Raw genomic sequence first — 24,857 nt, 5'->3', positions numbered from 1 at the left:
GACCTTTTATGTTCTAAGGAATCATTCCATTTTATTTATGTACTGAAGTGAGAATTCTTATCATTTGATTGGAATTCTGTTAAAATAAGAAAGGTAGATATTTTATTTTCAAGGGGATGAAAAAATGGAGTATAGAATTGAAAGAGATACATTAGGAGAAATGAAGGTTCCAGCTGACAAATTATGGGCAGCTCAAACGCAGCGCAGTAAAGAAAACTTTCCGATTGGCACTGAGCGCATGCCACTTGAAATTGTAAAGGCTTTTGCTATTTTAAAGAAAAGTGCCGCGATTAGTAATCAAAAATTAGGGAAATTAGCTGAAGAAAAAGCAGAAGCGATTGTACAAGCAGCTGATGAAATTATTGAAGGGAAATGGAATGAACACTTCCCTCTTGTTGTATGGCAAACAGGTAGTGGTACACAATCAAATATGAATGTGAACGAAGTGATTGCGAATCGTGGGAGTCAAATTTTGAAAGAAAAAGGAATTGATGCACATATTCATCCAAATGACGACGTGAATATGTCTCAAAGTTCAAATGATACATTTCCAACAGCCCTTCATGTGGCTTGTGTAATAGCAGTGGAAGAGCATGTATTACCAGCTATTGCGAAGTTAAAAGGTACATTAGCAGAAAAGGTAACCGCTTTTCAACATATTATTAAAATTGGTCGTACACATTTGCAAGATGCTACGCCTCTTACATTAGGGCAAGAAATTAGTGGTTGGCATCGTATGCTTGAAAAAACGGAGCGTATGATTGCTGAGAGCAATACATATATGAAGGAGTTAGCGATTGGTGGTACTGCAGTTGGAACGGGAATTAATGCTCATCCTAAATTTGGTGAGATGGTAGCGGCAGAAATTAGCCAATTTACAGGGAAACAGTTCGTTTCTGCGCCGAACAAATTTCATGCATTAACAAGTCATGATGAAGTTGTATTTGCACATGGTGCATTAAAAGCATTAGCTGCTGATTTAATGAAGATTGCAAATGATGTGCGCTGGCTTGCAAGTGGTCCGCGCAGTGGTCTTGGCGAAATTATTATTCCAGCAAATGAACCAGGTAGCTCTATTATGCCAGGTAAGGTAAATCCAACACAAAGTGAAGCCTTAACAATGGTAGCAGCGCAAGTTATGGGAAATGATGCAACAATTGGATTTGCGGCTAGCCAAGGGAACTTTGAATTAAATGTATTTAAACCGGTTATTGCATATAATTTCTTACAATCCGCTCATTTATTAGCGGATGCAACAGTTTCATTCAATGATAAATGTGCAGTTGGTATTGAAGCGAACGAAGAAGTGATTAAACAAAATGTGAATCGTTCCTTAATGCTTGTAACAGCATTAAATCCGCATATTGGATATGAAAATGCAGCAAAAATTGCAAAGCATGCACATAAAGAGGGATTAACTTTAAAAGAAGCAGCATTGCAGTCAGGATTATTAACAGAAGAACAATTTGACGAAATTGTCGATCCGGAGAAAATGATCGCTCCGAAAGAATAAAAATTTAAAATTGAAACATTCTATCATAGAAGCGAATAAGAGCACTGTCCTACTTATAATAAAAGTGAGACAGTGCTCTTATTTTTAATTTACGTGTCTATCTAATATTTTTACATTTGGACATTTGCTTTTTAATTCGGAAAGAAATTCGTCTTCATTTTGCGGTACACAAGCTGTTAAAGTATCAAATAGTCCATATGCAAATTCAAGTCGTTGTCTTGTCCATTTCTCTGAATGGAGCGGTTTACCATAGTATTTTATATGGCGAATGTCTTCATACAAAATTTCTGTTCTTACAAAACCGTAATGAATAATGAGCGAGGAAGGAGTAAATGTGTAGGTAGATTGAAAGAAAGAAATTATATTATATAAGGTCATTCCGACCATAAAGATATTAAGAAGTGAATGACTATCTTGTAGGAAGAAAAGAACGATGAAAGCAATTGCAAGTGAAGAGAATAACATGATGTGAATCGGATTTTGTTTCACTTTAAATTTCAAATCAATCACCTCTATTTAGTATTGAATCATAAAATGTAGATTAATAATAGAAATATGCATAATTGCATATTTCTTAACTTAAGGTTCATGTAAACTATTTAAAGTAAGAAAAACGATATATATTTCTTTTATGATTCAGTTGTTAGTTTTCTGTATTGAGGATGATAGAAATGAGTAGTGAAAAAATAATAAAGATCTGTTTTATATATAGTTGTATGCTTATAATCAGTGGATGCGCCAATCAATTTCAAGACGAATGGAGTCAGAGAAATCGGAAAAAGGATATTATTAAAATGAGCCAAATTTTAGTAAACAGTGCAAAGAAAAAAACAGTTTTGCAAAACGCAAGATAATAATTGTAATCATAAAGAATGAAAAGATGCTCTCTATTTTAAGGGGAGCATCTTTTTTGTTCGTAAAAAATTCAAAAGTATAGAATTCATTAAAAGAATGAATCTTTTTTATTAGTATTAAAGGTGTATAGATATATTTTATAAACGTTTGTAAAATAGGTAAACAAAATATTGAAATGTTTGTTTTTGTTATGTTAAGATGATAGAGACATAATAAACGAAATAATAATTTGTTTGCATATAAAATAAACTATATGGAGGATTGTTTAGTATGAGTGATATTTCGGAGAAGTTTTGGGAAGCGTCGATTGAAGAATTAAAGAAAGGATATGTGTTTGAGGAAGAAACAGAAGCGTATATTTGTTTAGCGTGTGGAGAGTCCTTTATAAAAGGAGTCATTTACCAGGATCATCAAGTTTTATATGAGGCGGAAAAGTTTGTACAAGTACACATTCAAAATGAGCATATATCTATGTTTGATTATTTATTGCATCTTGATAAAAAGTATACAGGTTTAACAGAGTTACAAAAGAAGATGGTTCAATTTTTTTATATGGGATGTAGCGATAAAGAAATTGTGAAAGAGTTGGATGGGGGAAGTACATCGACAATTCGTAATCATCGCTTTACATTGCGTGAGAAAATGAAGCAAGCAAGAGTGTTTTTAGCGTTAATGGAACTGTCTGAAGAAAAGGAAAAAGTGCAATCTAAATTTGTGCCCATTCATAGAACTGCTACGATGGTGGACGATCGTTACAATATTACAGAAGAAGAAAATGATGAAATATTAAAAATGTATTTTACGGAAGGGTTAGATGGTCCGCTTGCTAAATTTCCAAAAAAACAAAAAAGAAAATTAATTATATTGCGCCATTTAATCAAAAAATTTAATCGGAACAAAAAGTATACCGAAAACGAAGTGAATGAAATTTTGAGAGGTGTATATTCCGATTTTGTAACGTTAAGAAGATATTTAATCGAATATGGCTTTCTTGATCGGACTGATGATGGAAGCAAATATTGGGTGAAATTATAATAAGAAAGGAAAGAGGAAAATGAATAGAAGAGCAGAATTAAAACAACTATACAAAGAGATAGAGGTGGAAGCAGGCATTTACCTAATTACCAATACAAAAAATCAAAAGATGTGTGTGGAAAGTGCAATGAATTTAAAGATGATGAATGGAAGACGCTTTGAGCTAAATGTAGGTTCACATACAAATCGGGTACTACAAGAGGAATGGAAACAATATGGTGAGGAAGCTTTTACGTTTGAAGTGTTAGAAGTGTTGAAAAAGAAAGAAACAGAATCTTTTCATCCGAAAGAAGAATTGAAAAAACTAGAAGAAAAATGGTTGGAACAATTACAACCATTTGGAGAGCGCGGATATAACCGAGCGATCCTAAAATAAAGGAGAAATGAATGTTGAAGTCATCCGTAGAGAATATGAAAGAAAGTGTAGAATCACAAAATCAAGAAATGAAGGAAAAACCAATATGGCAATCGATGTCTATGTTTTTAGTTCCTTTACTATTAAGTAATGTTTTACAATCAGTCGGACAATTATTTGGTATGGTAATCGTAGGACGCTGGCTTGGTGAACACGATTTAGCCGCTATTTCAGCGTTCTTTCCACTCTTTTTCTTACTTGTTTCCTTTGTAATTGGAATTGGATCTGGTAGCTCCATTTTAATTGGTCAAGCGTATGGGGCTAAAAATGAAGACCGCTTAAAAGCGATTGTTGGGACAACATTAACGTTTACATTTATTATAGGGGTTATTTTAGCGATTGTTGGAAGTATATTTGCAATGGATATTATGCGCTTTATGGGCACACCAGCCAATATTATTGATATGAGTGTGCATTATGCACGGATTTTATTTATTTCGATGCCGGTTTTATTTTTATATTTTGCTTATACAACATTTATGCGCGGAACAGGAGATTCCAAAACGCCATTTTATTTCTTAATTGTTAGTACAGCTTTAAATATGATTTTATTACCTATTTTAGTGTTTGGGTGGATCGGACTTCCGAAGCTTGATGTGTATGGAGCAGCTTATGCGTCTGTTATTTCAACGATCATCACGTTTGTTGTAATGCTTATATATTTAAAGAAGAAAAACCATCCATTACAGCTAGATGAGACGGTACGAAAATATCTTCGCATGGATTGGGAGCTGCTAAAATTATTGCTGCGCCTTGGTATTCCAGCAAGTATTAATATGATTTTAGTTTCTTTATCTGAGATTGCGGTTATTGCATTTGTCAATCGCTTTGGTTCGGATGCAACTGCGGCATATGGAGTTGTGAACCAAGTAGCAAGCTATGTACAAATGCCAGCGGTTAGCCTTGGAATTACTGTTTCCATCTTCGCTGCGCAATCAATTGGTGCGAATCAATTTGGACGATTACAAAAAGTCGTTCGAGCTGGTATTATTATGAACTATGTCATTGGTGGCGTCTTAATTGCTTTCATTTACTTGTTTGCAAGAGAAATTTTATCGCTATTTTTAACAAGCTCAAGTACAATTGACATTGCGTATAGTTTAGTGATGATTACGTTGTGGAGCTATTTGATTTTTGGGCATGCGCAAATTATTGGTGCTACTATGCGTGCAAGTGGAACAGTACTCTGGCCGACGATTATCGGTGTCGTATCGATTTGGCTTGTAGAGGTTCCTGTTGCCTATGTATTATCGTACCATACTGACCTTGGCATAGAAGGAATATGGATTGGCTATCCAGCTGCCTTTATTGTGAGTTTGCTTTTACAATATGGCTATTACCAATTTGTATGGAAGAAAAAACGAATTACACGACTTGTGAGTTAGAAAATAGCAATACCCTGTAAGGAGGGGTATTGCTATTTTTATAAATAACTTTTTAACGTAACGTCAAGATGCTGTCTACTCAGTTCTCCATTACTCATATAAAATTCCCAAGCTTTTTCTGGCTTTCCAATAATCTCAAACGAATTTTCGGTAATGTAAATTGCACAATCATCTTCTAAAGCAATGCCTTCTATATTTCCTTCATAACTTTGTAAAAATGAGTGAAAGGCGATGGCCCGGTCTGGTTGATGATAATGCGGACAAAATCTTTTGTTGATGATTCCCCATCCGGTTGCTTCTGCATAATCGTTTTGTTCCCCATTTGAACGAATGCTAGAAATAAACCAACACATAGCACCAGCGCTAATTCCTGCAATCAATGTTTCCTTTTGTAATGCATGATGCAAACTTTTATCTATTTCATATGTTTTCCAATATTCCATCATACGAATGTAATTTCCACCACCAAGATAAATGAGATCTGCAGAATGAATGAGAGCGTCCTGTTCCTCTTTGTTAGGTTTCCTATTTAATGTGCGTAAAACATGAACCTCACAGTTTAATTGTTTTCCAAAGACATTGAAAAATGATTCAATATAACTTTCATCGTCATGACTCGCTGTTGGAATGAATAATACGTTTGGAGACTGTTTATACGTTAGTTTTACAAGCCTTTCGTTAATAGGAAGGTGATTTGCATTTTGTAAATCACCGCCACCAATTATTGTTAATCTCATTTATAAAGCCTCCTCATGATTTTGTTGTGTAAAAGCTTCGATATATAACGGGAGCAATCCTGCTGTAAATAAAGTGAAACTTTAATACGTAGTGGTTTTCTTCATCCCCTGCTGATTATGAGCCCTCACCAACCGGGCTGTTCCTGTCCTAAAATAGCGAGATAAATATAAAATGAGACGGATTTTTCTTTGTTATTTTCAAAGAGGTTCTTTATAGTATATATATGAGCTTTTACAGATCACGATGGAACAAATTTTTCAGTTTACATAAAGAGGATGTGTGTACAATGTCACTACAATCAAAATATATAGCAGGAATTTCTCTTGGTGTGATGGGGATTGGATTTGCTGCTACTATTCCGTTTCAACATGCAGTAGCAGGAGAAATTATGCAAGGTGGTTTTGAAGCAGGGCTAGTCGGTGGACTTGCTGACTGGTTTGCGGTTACCGCTTTATTTCGTCATCCGATGGGAATTCCTATTCCGCATACGGCACTTTTACCGAAAAATCGTAAGCGCATTACAAAAGGCCTTGTTACAACATTAGAAAATGATTGGCTCACAAAGGAAAGTATTACAAGCAAAGTGAAAGAGTTGCAGTTCGCACAAATGGTACTGCAAATTGCAGAAAGAGAACTGCAATCAGAAGCCGTCAAAAAAGGATTTGTTACGATTATTGAAAAAGCGATTCTGCAAATGAATACAGAAAAACTTGCTGTGATCGTAGAAAAAGAACTGAAAACATACTTGCATACAATGGATACAGGAAATATACTGCAAATTTTAATGGATCAACTCGTAAGGCAAGAATATGATGAGAAAGCGCTTGATTATATGTTAGCGAAAGCGAAAGAATGGACTGCGCAAGATGAGGCGCGATATCAGCTTGGAAGCTTAGGGATGAAAGCGATGGAAAATATAAAAGTAGATGGCTTTTTGCAATTTACATTAAAATCATTTATGAATATTATCGATGAAGAAAAAATCGGAAATATTTTGCAGAAGTTTGTCATGAGTAACATTCATAGTTTGCAAAATCCTCATAATCGTACAAGACAGCTAATCATAATGAAAATGCGTGAGGAGTTCGTTCAAGTAAAAGAAAATGAAGCAGTATTGCAGGAATTACAAAAATGGAAAGAAACGTGGATTGCGAACTGGAATGCAGCTGAAAAAATAAAAGAATTATTAGACCAAGTACAAGAAAGAGCAGTAACTTTTATTAAAAAAGAAGAATTTACAGATCAGTATTTGTTGCCGTTTATGATGAAGCAGCTCAATAAAATAAAAGAAGATGCAGAGGCAGTGCGGAAAATGGAGAATTGGTTGCAAGGACAAATTGTGAAACTTGTGGAAAACAATCATTCGAAAATTGGACAACTTGTGAAAGAGAACTTAGATAAATTAGATGATCAAACACTTATTACAATGATTGAGAAAAATGTAGGGAAAGATTTGCAATGGATTCGTGTCAATGGCGCTGTATGTGGCTTTGTAATTGGACTTGTGATAGAAGGGATTAAAGCTTTCGTATAAAGTGAAACTTTATTTTTTAAAGAATATATTGCTTCTTTCAGAACTTGTCAATGAATAGAAAAAGAAAAAAATTCGAATTTTTTGTGACGATATTGTAGGTTTTTGTCTGATTTTGTAGGTTCACCTATATCATGTGAATAAGCTTTTATAAATACAAATTGAAAGCGTTCGCATGAAGGGGAGGAAGTATATGAAAAAATTCGGACTAGCGACACAAATATTTGTTGCGCTTGTTTTAGGGATTGTAGTAGGGGCAATCTTTTCTGGCAATAAAACAGTGATTTCGTATATTACACCAATCGGTGATATATTTATTCATTTAATCAAAATGATTGTAGTGCCGATTGTCATTTCAGCGCTAATTGTTGCAGTCGCTGGAGTAGGAGATATGAAGAAGCTAGGAAAATTAGGTGGTAAAACAATCCTTTACTTTGAAATTATCACAACAATTGCGATTTTGATGGGACTAATCGCAGCCAACGTATTCCATCCAGGTACGGGTGTTGATATGAGCAACTTGCAACAAAGTGATATTTCTTCATATAAGCAAACGGCTGATGCAACGCAAAAACAAGGTTTTGCAGAAACAATTGTTAACATTGTACCAAAGAATGTATTTGAATCGATTGCACAAGGTGATTTATTGCCGATTATTTTCTTTTCTGTTTTATTTGGCTTAGGAGTTGCAGCAATTGGTGAAAAAGGAAGATCCGTATTTCACTTTTTTGAAGGTGTACTTGAAGCGATGTTCTGGGTGACAAATCAAGTCATGAAATTTGCTCCGTTTGGTGTATTTGCACTGATTGCAGTTACTGTTGCAAAATTTGGAGTAGCAACACTACTTCCTTTAGGAAAATTAGTGCTAGCTGTGTATGTAACTGTTATACTATTCGTTATTGTTGTATTAGGTATTAATGCAAGGATGGTAGGAGTAAACATCTTCACATTAATGAAGATTTTAAAGGAAGAGCTTATACTTTCATTCACGACAGCGAGTTCAGAAGCTGTTTTACCTAATATAATGAGAAAAATGGAAGAGTTCGGTTGTCCGAAGGCAGTTGCCTCTTTTGTTATTCCGACAGGCTATACATTTAATTTAACCGGTTCAGCAATTTATCAAGCGTTGGCAGCATTATTCGTTGCACAAATGTACGGTGTACACATGTCATTTACGCAACAAATTACGCTCTTATTTGTTCTCATGCTAACATCAAAAGGGATGGCAGGAGTACCAGGGGCATCGTTTGTTGTTGTACTTGCAACGTTAGGTTCAATGGGATTACCGCTTGAAGGTATTGCGCTGATTGCTGGTATTGACCGTATTTTAGATATGATTCGCTCAGCTGTCAATGTATTAGGAAATGCATTAGCGGCCATTGTTATGTCAAAATGGGAAGGTGAGTTTGATCAAGAGAAAGCAAAACAATATGTAGAAACAGTCAAACAAACAGAAGTAGCATAAGAAATAAAGAAGGAGTGAGTCAAAATGACAACTTTAACTGAAACTACAAAAAATATACGGATTGAAAAAGACTTTTTAGGTGAAAAAGAAGTGCCACTGCATGCTTATTACGGCGTTCAAACAATGCGTGCTGTGGAGAATTTTCCTATTACAGGTTATAAAATTCATGACGGTTTAATTAAGGCGTTTGCGATTGTGAAAAAAGCGGCTGCACTTGCCAATACAGATGTTGGACGATTAGATTTGAAAAAGGGCGGTGCTATTGCGGAAGCGGCGCAGGAAATTCTAGAAGGCAAGTGGCATGATCAATTTATCGTAGATCCGATTCAAGGCGGAGCTGGAACGTCTATGAATATGAATACAAATGAAGTCATTGCCAATCGTGCACTTGAATTATTAGAGAGAGAAAAGGGAGACTATCAGTATATTAGCCCAAATAGCCATGTGAATATGGCGCAATCAACAAATGACGCATTCCCAACAGCTATTCATATTGCTACATTAAATGCATTGGAAGAATTATTGCAAACAATGGGATATATGCATGATATTTTTGAATTGAAAGCAGATCAATTCGACCATGTCATTAAAATGGGTCGTACGCACTTACAAGACGCTGTGCCAATTCGTCTTGGACAAGAATTTAAAGCGTATGCACGTGTTATTGAACGCGACATAAAACGAATTGAGCAATCCCGTCAACATTTATATGAAGTAAATATGGGAGCAACAGCAGTTGGAACAGGGCTAAATGCAGACCCTGAATACATTGAAGCAGTTGTAAAACATTTATCTTCCATTAGCGGATTACCTCTTGTTGGTGCAGAGGATTTAGTGGATGCAACGCAAAATACAGATGCCTATACAGAAGTATCAGCTGCGCTGAAAGTATGTATGATGAATATGTCTAAAATAGCTAATGATTTACGTCTTATGGCATCAGGACCACGTGTTGGTCTTGCAGAAATTATGTTGCCAGCTCGCCAACCAGGTTCATCTATTATGCCTGGTAAAGTGAATCCAGTCATGCCAGAGGTTATTAATCAAATTGCATTCCAAGTCATTGGTAATGATCATACAATCTGTCTAGCTTCAGAAGCTGGTCAATTAGAGTTGAACGTTATGGAACCAGTACTTGTCTTTAACCTACTTCAATCCATTAGTATTATGAAAAATGGTTTCCGTGCCTTTACGGATAATTGTCTAAAAGGGATTGAAGCAAACGAAGGTCGTTTAAAAGAATATGTTGAAAAAAGTGTAGGAATTATTACAGCGGTAAACCCTCATATTGGTTACGAAGCAGCAGCTCGCGTTGCGAAAGAAGCAATTGCTACTGGACAGTCTGTTAGAGATCTATGTATAAAAAATGGTGTTTTATCTCAAGAAGAACTAGACTTAATTTTAGATCCATATGAAATGACACATCCGGGGATTGCAGGAGCAGCACTTCTAAAGAAAAACTAAAAGAAGAGGGGAGGACATTCCTCTCTTCTTTGTTTACAATATAGAAATGATATATAAATAAGGGTAGGGATGGTATGAGTAAATTTACGGTTTCCTCTGATGGTACATTAGAGACAACATTAAGAGGAGTAGAAGTATTAGCAACACCATTATTAAATAAAGGGGTTGCGTTTACAGAAAAAGAACGAGAAGCATTAGGGTTAAAAGGATTATTACCGCCAGCGGTATTAACATTAGATGAGCAAGCGCGCCGTGCGTATGAACAATTTTGTTCTCAGCCAGATGATTTATTGAAAAATGTATATTTAACGGCGCTTCATGATCGAAATGAAGTATTATTTTATCGTTTATTAACAGACCATTTACGAGAAATGCTTCCAATCGTCTATACGCCAACGGTTGGAGTAGCAATTCAAAGATATAGCCATGAATATCGGAAACCGCGTGGCGTATATTTATCAATTGATGATCCTTCTGGTATTGAAGAAGCCTTTTCTAATATGGGAGCAACAGCTGAGAATGTTGATTTAATTGTTGTAACAGATGGAGAAGGAATATTAGGAATCGGTGACTGGGGCGTAGGTGGTATTAATATTGCAATTGGAAAATTAGCTGTTTATACGGCAGCAGTTGGAATCGATCCTAGTCGCGTATTACCGGTAATTTTAGACGTAGGGACGAATCGAGAGGATTTATTAAATAATCCATTTTATATTGGAAATCGTCACCCTCGTATAACAGGTGAAGCTTATGATGCATTTATTGATACGTTTGTAAAAACAGTATGTAACAAATTCCCGAATGCGCTGTTACATTGGGAAGATTTCAGTTCCCATAATGCGCGTAAAATTTTAAATAAATATCGTCATCACGTATGTACATTTAATGATGATATTCAAGGGACAGGCGCTGTTTCACTCGCGGCAGTATTATCGGCAGTGAAGGTATCTGGAGTACCACTTTGTGAACATCGCGTTGTTGTTTTTGGAGCTGGTACTGCTGGAATTGGAATCGCTGATCAAGTACGCGATGCAATGATGCGTGCCGGGTTATCAGAAAAAGAAGCAACTGCACGTTTTTGGTGCATTGATCGCAACGGTCTTATTACAGATCAGATGGAAAGTCTGCTAGATTTCCAAATTCCATACGCGTGTCCATACGCGGAAGTAGAGGAATGGAAACAAAGTGAAACAATCCAGCTTGCAGAAGTTGTAAAACATGTGAAACCAACAATTTTAATTGGAACATCAACGGTTGCAGGTGCCTTTACAGAAGAAATTGTGAAAGAAATGGCTTCTCACGTAGAAAGACCAATTATTTTACCAATGTCCAATCCAACATCACTTGCTGAAGCGAAACCAGAGGATTTGATTCAGTGGACAGAAGGGCGAGCGCTAGTGGCAACAGGAAGCCCATTTGAACCTGTTACCTATAATGGTATAAAATATGTAATTGGACAGTCTAATAATGCACTTATTTTCCCAGGTCTTGGTCTTGGAACGATTGTTGTTCGTGCAAGTGTAATGACAGATAGTATGTTTGCGGCAGCTGCAGAAGCGGTAGCAAGTATGGTGGATACAAGTAAACAAGGAGCACCGATTTTACCAGAAGTTGAAGAATTACGTTATATTTCTGAGATTGTTGCAATTGAAGTAGCAAAAGTGGCTGTTGCTGAAGGGGTTGCGCGTGAACAACTGAATGAAAATGAAATAAAGCAAGCTGTTAAAAAAGCGATGTGGGAGCCTACATATCGCAACATAAAAGCAGTTGAGGAAGTAAAAATATAAAACAAAACGAAAGCCCGTTTATGTATAAGCGGGCTTTCTTGTTCGGTTTTTTTCGTACATATACTTCGGAAATAGGAAGTGTTACCTTTGAACTGGAATCAATTATGGAAAAAAGATATATCTCTTTTCATCATGTTAATGGTAGTGGTCCCGATTGCTGGAGAGCTGAATTTTCACCCCTTTAATGATACATTTCGCGTCAGTTTTGGGACCCCGCTTTTTTTCTTTTTATTATTATTTTTGCGGAAAATACCAGCTAGTGCAGTAGGACTATTAGTTGGATTATCAGTAGTAGGGTTTCGAGTTGTTTTTGATTGGATGCTGCAAGATTCTTTTCATATAACGGAGTCTTTTTATTTGCGTTATCCAGCTTTCTTTTATTATTTTGTTTATGGAAGTCTTTTTTCTTTATGTAGAGTGAATACATTTCATCAAAAGCCAATTGTAATTGGGTGTCTTGGAATCACAATTGAAATCATTGCAAGCATGGCAGAGCTTGCTTTTCATCACATTTTCGTATTGGGTACAATCATTACTTTGTCTGAAATCAATAAATTAATTATTATCGCAGTTTTTCGTAGTTTCTTCGCTTTAGGATTTTGGAACATGATGAATTTGTATGAAACAAAATTAAAAGAACGACAGATTCGTAAAGAAAATGAAAAGATGTTGATGCATCTTTCCAATTTATATGTGGAGTCTGTTCACTTAAAAAAGACGCTTCAAAATGCGGAATTAATTACGCAGGAAGCGTATCAATTATATCGAAATTTACAGGCAGATAACGGTGCGAATATGGAGGCGCATAGTAAAAAAGCGTTAAAAATCGCTGGAGAAGTTCATGAAATCAAAAAAGATAATCAAAGAATATTTGCAGGATTATCGAAACTTTTACTGGATAAAAATCTTTCTGAGTATATGGAAGGTCATAATTTAATTGAAATGATTGTAAGAATTAATGAAAAATATGCACAGCTGTTAGGGAAAGAAATCAACTTTTCTAAAAATGTAAAAGGCAAGCAGAATGAGTACCATGTTTATACAGTATTATCGATTTTGAATAATTTAGTTGCCAATGCTGTGGAAGCAATTGAGAGTGAGGGTATCATTCATATAAATGTTTACAAAAAAGACACAAATATTATGTTTGCAGTGATAGATAATGGTCCTGGGATTTCGCCAAAGTATAAAGAGTTAGTCTTTAAACCGGGATTTACATCAAAATATGATCAAACAGGAACACCGTCGACAGGGATTGGTCTTTCTTATATAAAAGAAATGGTTACAGAGCTAGGTGGAAAAGTGGAACTGCAAGAGAAAGAAAAAGGAACTGGATGTATTTTTCTTGTTTATGTGCCGGAGGAGCGTTTAGTAAGAAAGGGGGAGTAGCGTGCTTTACTATATTGTAGATGATGACGAAGTGTTCCGCTCTATGCTTTCGCAAATTATTGAAGATAGTGATCTTGGAGAAGTTATCGGAGAAGCGGAAGATGGCGCATTTATAGAAGCTGATCAGCTGAATTTTAAAAAGATAGATATTTTATTTATTGATTTATTAATGCCAATTCGAGATGGAATTGAAACGATACGTCACATTTTACCAGATTTTACAGGGAAAGTGATTATGATTTCTCAAGTAGAATCGAAGCAATTGATTGGAGAAGCCTATGCATTAGGGGTTGAATATTATATTACAAAACCTTTGAATAAAATTGAGGTTATATCTATCGTTCGAAAAGTAATGGAGCGAATTCGATTAGAACGCTCGATACAAGATATTCAAAAATCATTAAATAATGTCTTTCAATGGGAGAAACCACAAGTGCAAAATGAAACAATGCGAGAAGAGAAGAAAATAGCAGATTCAGGACGTTATTTATTATCAGAACTTGGAATAGCTGGAGAGAATGGAAGTAAAGATTTACTCAGTATGCTGGAGTATTTAATAGGTCTAGAAAAAGAAAAAACATTTGAATATGGATTTCCAGCATTGAAAGATATTTTTCACTATATCACAGTTAAAAAATTAGGAGAATCGGCTTCAGAAGTGGAAATTGATAAAGAAAGAAAAGCTTCTGAACAGAGGGTGCGCCGCGCAATATATCAATCTTTAAACCATTTGGCCTCCCTTGGCTTAACCGATTTTTCAAATCCAAAGTTTGAAAGTTATGCACCGAAGTTTTTTGATTTTACCATTGTTCGCAAGCGTATGACAGAAATGACAAAGGAAGAGTTTACAGCGCATGGACATACGAGAATTAATACGAAGAAGTTCATTCAAGTATTGTATTTTGAAGCGAAGAGGTTAATGACAACGGATTAAAAAGGATGCTTACAAATAAGTATCCTTTTTCTTTTAGAATTCAGAAAATTATTTATTTTAGGTAATAAAAGGGTATAATGGAATATACATTTCGTTTAGGAGTACATATAAAGGGGATGAGAGAAACCGTGATTAGCGTTCTTTTTAGTTACGTATTGCTTGGGGTTTCTTTATCAGCACCAGTTGGTCCTATCAATATTGCGCAAATAAATAAGGGAATAAAAAACGGATTTTTAAGCGCATGGCTTGTTGGGGTAGGTGCAATGTTAGCTGATGTTATGATGATGTTTCTTATTTATTTTGGTGTCTCTACGTATTTAACAACACCTATTGCAAAATTAATGATTTGGGTATTCGGTTTTTTTACACTCTTATATCTCGGTTATGAAAGTATAAGAGATGTTTCTAAGCAGGTTGACAGTATAGAAACCGATGAAAAAGAACACCCGATGAAATCATTTGCCGCTGGTTTTTTCATTGCAATTTCTAATCCGCTTAATATTGTATTTTGGATTGGAATCTACGGTGCAGTTTTAACAAGTGCGATTAGTACTGTAGGTAAGGAAAAAGCATTGCTATACAGCATTATGATATTTGTCGGGATTATGATCTGGGACTTATTTATGGCAACGACGATTCATTTCGGCAGAAAATTTGTTAATGATCGTATTATGAAATGGATTTCTCTTGCAGCAGGAATCATATTAGTTGGATTTGGTATGTATTTTGGATATGAAGCTGTTCAAGGAGTTCAAAAACTCATGTAGAAAAAAGGGGATGCGGTGTGGAAACTGCAATCCCTTTTCATATATATGCATGTAAAATGTTGTATAAGAGTAAATGTTCTATATAAAATGGGAATAGAAGAATGGATATATGGTTTAATATTTTTTAATATCATTTTAGTAGATGGAGGATTTTGATTTCAAAGAAAGGATTACATGTATGGTAAATAAAACAATGATTAAACGGTTATGTGGAGCAGCTGCATATAAAAAAGGTGAAATGTATTATCGAGAAAATCGGGTACATATTACAAATTATCACGTTGAGAGCAATGTTTATGAGGCAACTGTGAAAGGAACGGAAGATTTTTATGTTGTGATAGAAAAAGCGAATCATGGTAATGTTGTTGGAACATGTACATGTCCTTCACTTGCGTCTATTCCATTATACTGTCAGCATATTGCAGCTGTATTGTTCTCCATCAATCATTTTCAACAAGAGCAATCGCTTGAGATGAATCAAAAATCAAGTTCTATATATGCTGAAGATGAGCGATTGGCAAATGGTATGTTGCACCTATTTGATCGAAAGCCGCTACGTCCAAAGAGTAAGCAGCATCGTTTCGATACACGTGAAGTACTAGATGTGGAATTCATTTGTGTGCCGGTATCTTTGAAAAGCGGCGGAGCGGTATTAGGTATCCAATTACAGCTAAAGAAACAATACTTTATACATAGGATTAGAGAATTTCTACATAAGGTCGAGCGAAGAGAATCTTTTACATGTACAAATGATTTTACTTACATATCAGAAGAACATAGTTTCGAGCAAGAAACAGATGCTATTATTCAACGACTTATTCAAATTTATCAAAATGAGAAAATGTATGTAGAATCGTTGCAAATACATTCTGAACAAGATGAAAGTATGATTTTTATTCCGCCCGCTTCTTGGGAGGAGATGCTTACTTTGCTTTCTAAAGCTTCTTTTGTGAGTTTTATACAAGGTGAGCAAGTATACCATGGGCTTCATATTTCAGGGGGATTGTTACCTTTAATATTTGCATTTCATAAGGGAGAAAACAGCGGTTATATGTTGAAAATTGCTGGCTTGCAAAAGGTGGAAGTGATGAGTACGTATGGGTATGCTCTTTTAGAAGGAAAGCTATATTCTTTAACGATAGAGGATTGTAATAGGCTTATTGCCTTAAAAAAGATGATGAACCAGTCCATAAGTAATCAATTTCATATTCCAAGTGATAAAATAGAGCCGTTTATCGAAAAGGTTGTACCAGGGTTAATGAAGATTGGGACAGTTCGGATGGATGAAATAGTATCAGAAAGGTTTGAAATGCCTTCTTTAAAAGCAAAACTATTTTTAGATCGAGTGAAAAATCGCTTATTAGCAGGGCTTGAATTTCAATATGGGAACGTTGTAATCAATCCGCTAGAAGAGGGACAACCGACTGTTTTAAATCGAGATGAGCAGAAAGAGCGGGAAATATTGCGGATTATGGATGAAAGTGCCTTTGCGAAAACGGAAGGCGGCTATTTTATGCACAATGAGGAAGCGGAATATCATTTCTTATATCATGTTGTACCAAAGTTAAAAAAGTTGCTTACTGTTTATGCGACGACAGCGATTCAGTTGCGGATTGTAAAAGGAGGCAGTGGCCCTCTTGTACGAGTAAGGCGAAAAGAGCGAATAGATTGGTTATCATTCCGGTTTGATATAAAAGGAATTCCAGAAGCTGAAATTAAAGGGGTGCTAGCAGCGCTGGAAGAGAAGCGAAAATATTACCGATTGGCAAATGGATCCTTGCTATCACTTGAAAGTAAAGAATTTAACGAGGTCAACCAATTTGTAAAAGAATCAGGTATTCGAAAAGATTTTTTACAAGGAAAAGAAGTGAATGTACCGCTTGTGCGTAGTATAAAATGGCTAAGCTCACTTCAAGAAGGAAACATTTTAAATATGGACCAATCTGTTCAAGATTTGGTAGAAAATATTCAAAATCCTAGAAATCTCAAATTTCCTGTACCAGAGGGGATAACGACAGTACTAAGAGAGTATCAAAAATATGGATTTGCATGGATGAAGACGTTAGCATATTATCGTTTTGGCGGTATATTAGCAGATGATATGGGACTTGGCAAAACGCTTCAAAGTATTGCGTACATTGTCTCCGTTTTGCCTGAAATTCGGGAAAAAAAGCTGCCTGTCTTAGTTGTGGCACCGTCTTCATTGGTGTATAACTGGCTTCATGAAATTCGAAAATTTGCTCCTCATATACGAGCAATGATTGTAGATGGGAAGCAAATAGAGCGCCGAAATCGTTTAAGGAATATGACGAATTTCGATGTGGTGATTACATCGTATCCTTTATTACGACGAGATGTGAGGCTGTATTCAGAGCCATTTCATACATTATTTTTAGATGAGGCGCAGGCGTTTAAAAATCATACGACGCAAACGGCAAGAGCGGTGAAAGTAATTCAGGCTGAGTACCGTTTTGGATTAACGGGAACACCTGTAGAAAATTCATTAGAAGAGCTATGGTCGATTTTTTATGTCGTTTTTCCAGAACTACTACCAGGAAAAAAAGAGTTCGGTGATTTAAGACGTGAAGATATAGCGAAGCGAGTGAAACCATTTGTATTAAGAAGGCTAAAAGAAGACGTATTAAATGAGTTGCCAGATAAAATAGAGCACTTACAATCATCGGAGTTATTACCAGATCAAAAGCGGCTTTATGCAGCATATTTAGCAAAGTTAAGAGAAGAAACGTTAAAGCATTTAGATAAAGATACGTTACGTAAAAATAAAATTAGAATTTTAGCTGGTTTAACGAGATTGCGACAAATTTGTTGTCATCCTGCTTTATTTGTTGATGATTACAAGGGCAGTTCAGCTAAATTTGAACAATTGTTAGAGATTTTAGAGGAATGTAGAAGTACAGGGAAGCGTATTTTAATTTTTTCTCAATTTACGAAGATGCTTTCCATTATTGGTCGTGAGCTAAATCGTCAAGCCATTCCATACTTTTATTTAGACGGGAATACACCTTCGCAAGAGCGTGTAGAGCTATGTAATCGGTTTAACGAAGGGGAAGGGGATCTATTTCTTATTTCTTTAAAAGCTGGTGGTACTGGCCTTAATTTAACTGGTGCAGATACGGTAATATTATACGATTTATGGTGGAATCCAGCAGTTGAGCAACAAGCGGCGGATAGAGCGTACCGAATGGGGCAAAAAAATACAGTACAAGTGATTAAGTTAGTAGCCCACGGAACAATTGAAGAAAAGATACATGAACTTCAAGAGAGTAAGAAAAATTTAATTGCGGAAGTGATTGAACCGGGGGAAGAGAAATTATTTTCTATTACGGAGGAAGAAATTCGGGATATACTTATGATTTAAACGGAAAAAAGCTATGCTTTCATCTAGGTGAAAGTATAGCTTTTTTGCTGTAATAATTCTATTTTGTTTTGAACAAAGTAAAGAAATAAAACAAAATCTATTTGTTAGTCCCTTTACTTTTATATGGCTTTGCAGCTTTCTTTTTCCTTGCACTTGATTGCCAACGGTTCCATCCTTTGCTTCCGGTACCTTGTCCTACACCTTTTTTCGGTTTTGCTTTCGCTTTACTCATATCATCACTCCGTTATATAAAAACTTTATTTAATAATAGTCAATCATTTAGAAAATAATCTTGATAAAGGACTATGTTTGTCTTAAGTAAAAAACGACTTGAATGCTATAGTATATCATGAATTTGCAAGTAATATTGAAAGGAATTACAAAGAAAATGAAAATAATAAGAAATACTGCGGATTCTATATTTCGAACGATTATATTAATTGCTGTGTATATGTTAGTTTCGGTCAGTGAAACGTTTTTCGGATTGACGAGGCAAAAGAAGTAAAGATGACATATTAACAACAATCAATAAAGCCATAAAATAAAGAATTGAAACATATTTTGAAACTTTTCGTTGACTTTCTCTATTTTTTGTATAAAATAATCATTAATAAAATGTTTCAGAGATGTGACAACAAAAAAGACTATGAAAGGACGAGTAGTAGTAGGACGTAGTCAAAGCGAGTCAGGGATGGTGTAAGCCTGATACGAAGTCTATTATGAAGAACCTCCTGGAGTCGCTAACCGAAATCCAACTATGGAAAGTAGACTTAGCCGGGAACTTCGCCGTTACAAGAAGAGCAGTATCGAGATTTTTATCTCCGTACTGTATAAGTGAGCAACCTCTGTTGCTAATTTGGGTGGTACCGCGGAACCAAAGCCTTTCGTCCCAGTTTTTTGGGAAAGGAGGGCTTTTTTTGTTGGCTTCTTTCCACTACATCCAAACATTTTAGGAGGAAATAGGCATGTATCAATCATTAATGACAGTAAGAGAAACACAAATCGCAATCAAGGAAGTTAAAACATTTTTTGAAGATCAATTAGCAAAACGACTTGGACTATTCCGTGTATCTGCACCATTATTCGTAACGAAAAAATCAGGTTTAAATGATCACTTAAACGGTGTAGAACGCCCAATTGAATTTGATATGCTACATTCAGGAGAAGAATTAGAAATTGTTCATTCACTAGCGAAGTGGAAACGACTTGCGCTGCATGAATATGGCTATGAAGCTGGTGAAGGTTTATATACAAACATGAACGCAATTCGTCGTGATGAAGAGCTTGATGCAACACATTCTATTTACGTTGACCAATGGGATTGGGAAAAAATTGTTCAAAAAGAATGGCGTACAGTGGAATACTTACAAGAGACAGTACGGACGATTTATGGAATATTTAAAGATTTAGAAGATCATTTATTTGAAAAGTACCCATTCCTCGGTAAATATTTACCAGAAGATATTGTATTTATTACTTCGCAAGAATTAGAAGATAAATATCCAGAGCTAACATCGAAAGAGCGTGAACATGCAATTGCGAAAGAATATGGTGCGGTCTTTATTATTGGAATTGGTGATGTACTTCGCTCTGGTGAAAAACATGATGGACGTGCAGCTGACTACGATGACTGGAAATTAAACGGTGATATTTTATTCTGGCATCCAGTACTTCAATCTTCATTTGAATTATCTTCAATGGGACTTCGTGTTGATAGTCAATCACTTGACGAACAGCTAACGAAAGCTGGAGAAGACTTCAAACGCGATTACGATTTCCATAAAGGAATTTTAGAAGATGTACTACCATTAACAATTGGTGGTGGTATTGGCCAATCAAGAATGTGCATGTACTTCTTACGTAAAGCACATATCGGTGAAGTTCAATCTTCTGTATGGCCTGATGAAATGCGTGAAGCTTGTAAGAAGGAAAACATTCATTTGTTTTAAAAAAACAGAAAACCCTCTAAGTAGAATTGTGTTCTATTTAGAGGGTTTTTCTAATATAGCTCTCATCGAAGGATAGCAACATGTTTTGTAGAGCCTTTTTATAGAGGTTCATCGGCATATGCTGCTGGCTTATGTTATAAAATATAGAGATACCGTTTTCTAATGACAGTATAGTCCACGCTATTTCTTTCGCTGATAAAGTAGCTTGATAGTCTGCGTTTTGTATAAAATTTTCAATAGACTTAGAAATTTGTTCTACCGTATCATCAATCATGTTCGCCCATTTATCTCGCACCGATTCTTCACGCATGGCATATAGAAGAAATTCCATAGTAAGCATATTCCATGTTTTTGTTTTCTGTCTAATAGAATGGGAATATTGATCTATCGTCTCGATAAAGCTTTCTAATGATTGCTCTTTTTCTATCATGTTACAAATATCTTGTACATATATGTGCATTTGTCTATCTACAATTGCTAGAAATAGTTCTTCTTTCGTATGAAAATGAGCATAAACGGCTCCTTTACTAAATCCAGCATGTTCCGCAATTTTATCAACAGAGGCTCCGTGGAAGCCTAATTTAGCAAATGTTTCAAAAGCGGATTCTAAAAGTAACTTTCGTGTTTCCTGTTTTCGTTGTTCTTGAGTTAATCTTTGGCGGCTCATCATATCCCCCCTCTCTTGACAATTATATCATAAGGTATTAATATACCGGGTAGTATATTAATTCAAATTAGTATATAATTTGCGAACGATACATAGAAGAAAAAATAAAGTGACCGAGAAGCTTCATACTCTTTATCACATATGAACGGGCAGTGATTTCTCATCTTCTTTTTTTTAGATGGAAATTTCACTGCCCTAAAATAGTGGATTAAAAAGTAGGAATAATTTTTTCTATTGTAGTAAGATAATCTAATAGAAGGGAGAAAAAATATTATGGGAAGGAAAAAAGAAGTAACAAACGCCAAAAGACAACGATCGGAAATTTTGGCTCAAACTATTAAAACTGGAATTATTAAATCGAATTTAGTTCCAATGTTTGCTGGATTGACACTCGCTTTATATAAATATAAAATAAGTCCGTTTGAAAAAATACCAGAGATTTTATTTGCTTTTATAGGTTCTATTTTAATAATAGGAGCAGCGGGGGCATTTAATAATTTATACGATCGTGATATTGACTCTATTATGGAGAGAACAAAAAATAGGCCGACTGTGACGGGGGATATAAGTTCGAAGACAGTACTGTGGCTTGGAATATTGATGACGATTTCTGGTTTAGTATTTCTTGCGTTAACGACATATTTAGCAGCAATACTAGGGTTTTTAGGTTTATTTTTATATGTTGTACCATATACAATGTGGAGCAAAAGAAGAACCATTTACAACACAGAAATCGGAAGTGTTTCAGGGGCAATGCCGCCGCTTATCGGTTGGGCTGCTATATATCCAGATGTAACACATCCAGCTATTATTGGCCTTTTTATTATTATGATTATTTGGCAAATGCCTCATTTCTATGCAATAGCGATTCGTAAACATAAAGAGTATGAGGCTGCGAACGTTCCGATGCTTCCAGTAGTGAAGGGGATTAAAAGAACATATATACAAACAAATGTGTATTTAGTTATTTTAATTATCATAAGTATTCTTTTAGGATCATTAAGTATTGGCCTTATGCTAGTATCGCTTCTGTTAAGCATTTTATGGTTGGCTTTAAGTATTTATGGGTATAAAAAAATGGATTCAGAGAAATGGGCAAAATCATTGTTTATTTTCTCGCTTTTCCATATGACGATTTTATTTTCCACAGTTATTATTTACGCTCTTGTAGGTATCTTTTTTGGAAGTTAATTTGCAAATAATAAAAAACAATTTCCACTATATAGAAGAGGAAATTGTTTTTTATTATGTCCATGTTGTTTTCTTTCTATAGAATTGCTACTTTATAGAAAGGTTATGAATTTGGAAGTATAATATGAATCTTTTCTACCTTTCCATAGTTTTCTTGCTTTTTCAAATGATATGGAAAATATTTCACGTGTCATAGTGTAACAAAATCATAATGAGCTAGAGAAAAAATAACAACAAAGAAAAATTCTTTGCTGTTATGTAGCAAGTCTATTTATTCATTTGTACCAATGGTTCCACTTTTGCCATAAATGCTTGGTGAAGTGCTTCTACACCATCTACTAAATGTAGACGATCAATAACAACAGATATTTTAATTTCAGAGGTGCTAACCATTTTAATATGAATGTTTTCTTTTTTTAATGTAGAGAACATTTGGGCAGCGACGCCTGGATTAGACACCATGCCAGATCCTACAATGGATACTTTCGCAAGATGATTTTCATATTCTACAGATTCATAGTGAAGTGTTTCTTGATTTTGTTCTAATACTTCTAATGTTTCTCTTAAGTCACTTGAGTGAATAGAGAAGGATAGATGCACAGTTCCTTCATTTGTAATACTTTGAATAATAATATCAACATTAATATGGGCCTCTGCTAATGTAGAGAAAATCGTTGATAATGAGCCGTGTTCTAATCCTTTCATTGTAACGCGTGTAATATTATCTTCAAATGCAATACCTTTTACGATTGATTGTTGTTCCATGTTACATTCTCCCCTTACAATTGTTCCGTTTTCTTGTTCCATACTGGAACGAACTTCTAATACGACATTATGGTTTTTCGCAAATTCAACAGCACGCGGATGTAGGACACCAGCCCCTAAATTGGCAAGTTCTAACATTTCATCATAAGAGATTTCATCTAATTTATATGCACTATTTACAACGCGTGGATCAGTTGTGTAAACACCAGTTACGTCCGTATAAATATCACATTTCTTTGCTTTAAGAGCAGCTGCTAATGCAACAGCAGTTGTATCAGAACCACCTCGGCCTAGGGTTGTAATTTCTTTTTCTTCACTTAATCCTTGGAAACCAGCTACGATAACAATTGTCCCTTCTTGTAAATAAGATTGAATTCGCTCTGTGCGGATATCAGTAATGCGGGCCTTTCCGTGCACAGGTTCAGTTGTAATACCAGCTTGCCAACCTGCTAGTGAAATAGCTTGATATCCTTTTGTTTGCAATGCCATTGTTAAGAGAGAAATTGTTACTTGTTCACCAGTTGTCAGCAGCATGTCTAATTCGCGCTTACTTGGATTTTCTGTAATAGAAGTAGCAAGTGCAACGAGTTCGTCAGTACTTTTGCCCATTGCTGAGACGACAGTGACGACGTTATGTCCTTTCTCGTATTCCTCGATAATTAAATTAGCGACATGTTGAATGCGCTGAATAGTTCCGACCGAAGTACCGCCGAATTTTTGCACAATCGTTTCCATAGTTCATTCCTTCTTTCAGCTTATTTTTGACAATAAATCAGAAAATGTAATGTAGGAGAGTAATGTGAAAATCCCCAATATTCCTGTAGTTACCGGACAGAAAAGAAAAAACACCATCTCAAATAGATGAGGATGGTGCTGTTACAGGAAAAGGGAAACAGAAAACGGAGCTAATAAAAAAATCGCCAAAAAAGGAATATCATTATAAACATGATATTTCTTTTTTGTAGATAGCTCTTCATATATACACGTCTGTATATATGACAGTTCTGTTTCTATTCGAAAACAGCCCCAATCGATAAATGCAGAGAAATTTATCGATTTCGGCAACACTTCCTTTCTTCTAAACTCATTGACATCTCTGTGTCTCCTTTAGAATAATCATAAGTGTTGCAACCTCTATCTCACGTTTTAGGCGAGAGTGTTTTAGTTATGAAGTTGTTGGTAACATTTGTTTTATAATAATTTAAATTTTTCGAGGAATCAAGTTTTTTATTTAAATTCGGAAAATTAATTTTTTTTAGGTTTGCAAGCAGTGAAAAAAGAGGGGATTACAAATGGAAAATGTATGACGTGCTCAAGTACCAATTAGTAAAATAACGATTTGATTTTAAAGTTTAGCATTCAGATAAACTATTCTTCTTTTAAAATATAATTTCTCATTAAAATAGAGAGATATATCGTTTTATGTTAATTTTAAAAATATAGGGCTAGATTAGTTGTTTTTAATAACGTATACTTTTATCGTTAGCTAATTTATCTCGTAGCATAGGGTATTTTTTATCTCCCTCTTGTAAGAAGAGGAAAGTGTGAATTAGTTTGATAGATGAAATGCTAGTATTTTATGAAAAAAGGAGGCTAGTTAACACGGGACGAGTAAGTACATAACGTGT

Annotated in this window: 20 protein-coding genes, 1 riboswitch and 1 other annotated feature; of the genes, 15 read left to right on the top strand and 5 right to left on the bottom strand. The window is 35.3% G+C overall.

Features of this window, described 5'->3' with window-relative positions; genetic code table 11:
- The first annotated feature begins 124 nt into the window (after window positions 1–124).
- A complete protein-coding gene (gene fumC, locus MR063_RS19875) occupies window positions 125–1,513 on the top strand; it encodes a class II fumarate hydratase (protein ID WP_242200971.1) in 1,389 nt (462 codons plus the stop codon).
- Window positions 1,514–1,597: 84 nt separating this feature from the next.
- Here the strand turns inward: fumC and MR063_RS19870 are convergent, their stop codons facing one another.
- Window positions 1,598–2,023 (bottom strand): PH domain-containing protein, encoded by a 426-nt coding sequence (locus MR063_RS19870; RefSeq protein WP_313929703.1) that lies wholly within the window; start codon window positions 2,021–2,023, stop codon window positions 1,598–1,600.
- A 206-nt stretch (window positions 2,024–2,229) separates the two neighbouring features.
- On the opposite strand from MR063_RS19870, the gene MR063_RS19865 reads away from it, so the two are divergent.
- The 4 genes from MR063_RS19865 to MR063_RS19850 all read left to right on the top strand — a co-directional run bounded on the left by MR063_RS19865 (window position 2,230) and on the right by MR063_RS19850 (window position 5,203).
- The gene (locus tag MR063_RS19865; protein ID WP_242145734.1) at window positions 2,230–2,367 is read left to right on the top strand and encodes a hypothetical protein; all 138 of its coding nucleotides are present in this window, start codon (window positions 2,230–2,232) and stop codon (window positions 2,365–2,367) included.
- Window positions 2,368–2,638: 271 nt separating this feature from the next.
- Window positions 2,639–3,403: a DUF2087 domain-containing protein gene (locus MR063_RS19860; RefSeq protein ID WP_242200967.1), complete on the top strand. Its 765-nt coding sequence runs from the start codon at window positions 2,639–2,641 to the stop codon at window positions 3,401–3,403.
- A gap of 19 nt (window positions 3,404–3,422) precedes the next feature.
- Entirely contained in the window at window positions 3,423–3,779 is a 357-nt protein-coding gene (locus MR063_RS19855; RefSeq protein WP_242200965.1) for a GIY-YIG nuclease family protein, read from the top strand.
- 35 nt (window positions 3,780–3,814) lie between these two features.
- Window positions 3,815–5,203, top strand: a complete 1,389-nt coding sequence (locus MR063_RS19850) for an MATE family efflux transporter (protein WP_396021460.1) — start codon at window positions 3,815–3,817, stop codon at window positions 5,201–5,203.
- 38 nt (window positions 5,204–5,241) lie between these two features.
- Here the strand turns inward: MR063_RS19850 and MR063_RS19845 are convergent, their stop codons facing one another.
- Window positions 5,242–5,940, bottom strand: a complete 699-nt coding sequence (locus tag MR063_RS19845) for a peptidase E (protein WP_242200963.1) — start codon at window positions 5,938–5,940, stop codon at window positions 5,242–5,244.
- Window positions 5,941–6,227: 287 nt separating this feature from the next.
- On the opposite strand from MR063_RS19845, the gene MR063_RS19840 reads away from it, so the two are divergent.
- From MR063_RS19840 to MR063_RS19805, 8 genes are all read left to right on the top strand, one after another.
- Entirely contained in the window at window positions 6,228–7,475 is a 1,248-nt protein-coding gene (locus MR063_RS19840) for a DUF445 domain-containing protein (RefSeq protein ID WP_242200961.1), read from the top strand.
- A 190-nt stretch (window positions 7,476–7,665) separates the two neighbouring features.
- On the top strand, window positions 7,666–8,937 hold the full coding sequence (locus tag MR063_RS19835; RefSeq protein WP_242200959.1) for a cation:dicarboxylate symporter family transporter: 1,272 nt from the start codon (window positions 7,666–7,668) through the stop codon (window positions 8,935–8,937).
- 24 nt (window positions 8,938–8,961) lie between these two features.
- Window positions 8,962–10,401, top strand: a complete 1,440-nt coding sequence (gene aspA / locus MR063_RS19830) for an aspartate ammonia-lyase (protein ID WP_242145741.1) — start codon at window positions 8,962–8,964, stop codon at window positions 10,399–10,401.
- Between the two features lie 53 nt (window positions 10,402–10,454).
- Entirely contained in the window at window positions 10,455–12,188 is a 1,734-nt protein-coding gene (gene malS, locus MR063_RS19825; protein WP_242200990.1) for an oxaloacetate-decarboxylating malate dehydrogenase, read from the top strand.
- An 87-nt stretch (window positions 12,189–12,275) separates the two neighbouring features.
- On the top strand, window positions 12,276–13,577 hold the full coding sequence (locus MR063_RS19820; RefSeq protein ID WP_277927956.1) for an ATP-binding protein: 1,302 nt from the start codon (window positions 12,276–12,278) through the stop codon (window positions 13,575–13,577).
- A 1-nt stretch (window position 13,578) separates the two neighbouring features.
- Window positions 13,579–14,511, top strand: a complete 933-nt coding sequence (locus MR063_RS19815) for a response regulator (protein ID WP_242200954.1) — start codon at window positions 13,579–13,581, stop codon at window positions 14,509–14,511.
- Between the two features lie 128 nt (window positions 14,512–14,639).
- Window positions 14,640–15,278, top strand: a complete 639-nt coding sequence (locus MR063_RS19810) for a LysE family transporter (RefSeq protein ID WP_242200989.1) — start codon at window positions 14,640–14,642, stop codon at window positions 15,276–15,278.
- Window positions 15,279–15,456: 178 nt separating this feature from the next.
- Window positions 15,457–18,657, top strand: coding sequence for a DEAD/DEAH box helicase (locus tag MR063_RS19805; RefSeq protein WP_396021863.1), 3,201 nt, complete (start codon window positions 15,457–15,459; stop codon window positions 18,655–18,657).
- Window positions 18,658–18,754: 97 nt separating this feature from the next.
- Here MR063_RS19805 and MR063_RS19800 read toward each other — a convergent pair whose 3' ends face one another.
- Entirely contained in the window at window positions 18,755–18,889 is a 135-nt protein-coding gene (locus MR063_RS19800) for a DUF3934 domain-containing protein (RefSeq protein WP_242200952.1), read from the bottom strand.
- Between the two features lie 405 nt (window positions 18,890–19,294).
- Window positions 19,295–19,552, top strand: a binding site (T-box leader).
- A 70-nt stretch (window positions 19,553–19,622) separates the two neighbouring features.
- Here MR063_RS19800 and asnA point away from each other — a divergent pair.
- On the top strand, window positions 19,623–20,606 hold the full coding sequence (asnA, locus tag MR063_RS19795) for an aspartate--ammonia ligase (RefSeq protein WP_242200951.1): 984 nt from the start codon (window positions 19,623–19,625) through the stop codon (window positions 20,604–20,606).
- A gap of 37 nt (window positions 20,607–20,643) precedes the next feature.
- Here asnA and MR063_RS19790 read toward each other — a convergent pair whose 3' ends face one another.
- Complete coding sequence (locus MR063_RS19790; protein ID WP_242200949.1) at window positions 20,644–21,273, bottom strand: TetR/AcrR family transcriptional regulator; 630 nt, start codon at window positions 21,271–21,273, stop codon at window positions 20,644–20,646.
- A gap of 273 nt (window positions 21,274–21,546) precedes the next feature.
- On the opposite strand from MR063_RS19790, the gene cyoE reads away from it, so the two are divergent.
- Window positions 21,547–22,464 carry a heme o synthase gene (gene cyoE, locus MR063_RS19785; RefSeq protein ID WP_242145749.1) on the top strand — a complete coding sequence of 306 codons (918 nt, stop codon included), beginning with the start codon at window positions 21,547–21,549 and terminating at the stop codon, window positions 22,462–22,464.
- A 267-nt stretch (window positions 22,465–22,731) separates the two neighbouring features.
- Here cyoE and MR063_RS19780 read toward each other — a convergent pair whose 3' ends face one another.
- A complete protein-coding gene (locus MR063_RS19780) occupies window positions 22,732–23,964 on the bottom strand; it encodes an aspartate kinase (protein WP_242200948.1) in 1,233 nt (410 codons plus the stop codon).
- Between the two features lie 223 nt (window positions 23,965–24,187).
- Window positions 24,188–24,374: riboswitch (Lysine riboswitch) on the bottom strand.
- Window positions 24,375–24,857: the final 483 nt, after the last annotated feature.

The sequence above is a fragment of the Bacillus cereus group sp. BfR-BA-01492 genome (assembly GCF_022662815.1).
GTDB classification, from domain to species: Bacteria; Bacillota; Bacilli; order Bacillales; family Bacillaceae_G; genus Bacillus_A; species Bacillus_A cereus_BD.
This window is presented reverse-complemented; position numbering and strand designations above follow the sequence as displayed.

Coding starts and splice junctions, on each gene's coding strand:
- MR063_RS19835 (WP_242200959.1), top strand. CDS start 7,666: ATGAAAAAATTCGGACTAGCGACACAAATATTTGTTGCGCTTGTTTTA.
- asnA (WP_242200951.1), top strand. CDS start 19,623: ATGTATCAATCATTAATGACAGTAAGAGAAACACAAATCGCAATCAAG.
- MR063_RS19855 (WP_242200965.1), top strand. CDS start 3,423: ATGAATAGAAGAGCAGAATTAAAACAACTATACAAAGAGATAGAGGTG.
- cyoE (WP_242145749.1), top strand. CDS start 21,547: ATGGGAAGGAAAAAAGAAGTAACAAACGCCAAAAGACAACGATCGGAA.
- MR063_RS19800 (WP_242200952.1), bottom strand. CDS start 18,889: ATGAGTAAAGCGAAAGCAAAACCGAAAAAAGGTGTAGGACAAGGTACC.
- MR063_RS19845 (WP_242200963.1), bottom strand. CDS start 5,940: ATGAGATTAACAATAATTGGTGGCGGTGATTTACAAAATGCAAATCAC.
- MR063_RS19850 (WP_396021460.1), top strand. CDS start 3,815: ATGAAAGAAAGTGTAGAATCACAAAATCAAGAAATGAAGGAAAAACCA.
- MR063_RS19865 (WP_242145734.1), top strand. CDS start 2,230: ATGCTTATAATCAGTGGATGCGCCAATCAATTTCAAGACGAATGGAGT.
- aspA (WP_242145741.1), top strand. CDS start 8,962: ATGACAACTTTAACTGAAACTACAAAAAATATACGGATTGAAAAAGAC.
- MR063_RS19790 (WP_242200949.1), bottom strand. CDS start 21,273: ATGAGCCGCCAAAGATTAACTCAAGAACAACGAAAACAGGAAACACGA.
- MR063_RS19805 (WP_396021863.1), top strand. CDS start 15,457: ATGGTAAATAAAACAATGATTAAACGGTTATGTGGAGCAGCTGCATAT.
- MR063_RS19860 (WP_242200967.1), top strand. CDS start 2,639: ATGAGTGATATTTCGGAGAAGTTTTGGGAAGCGTCGATTGAAGAATTA.
- MR063_RS19780 (WP_242200948.1), bottom strand. CDS start 23,964: ATGGAAACGATTGTGCAAAAATTCGGCGGTACTTCGGTCGGAACTATT.
- fumC (WP_242200971.1), top strand. CDS start 125: ATGGAGTATAGAATTGAAAGAGATACATTAGGAGAAATGAAGGTTCCA.
- MR063_RS19840 (WP_242200961.1), top strand. CDS start 6,228: ATGTCACTACAATCAAAATATATAGCAGGAATTTCTCTTGGTGTGATG.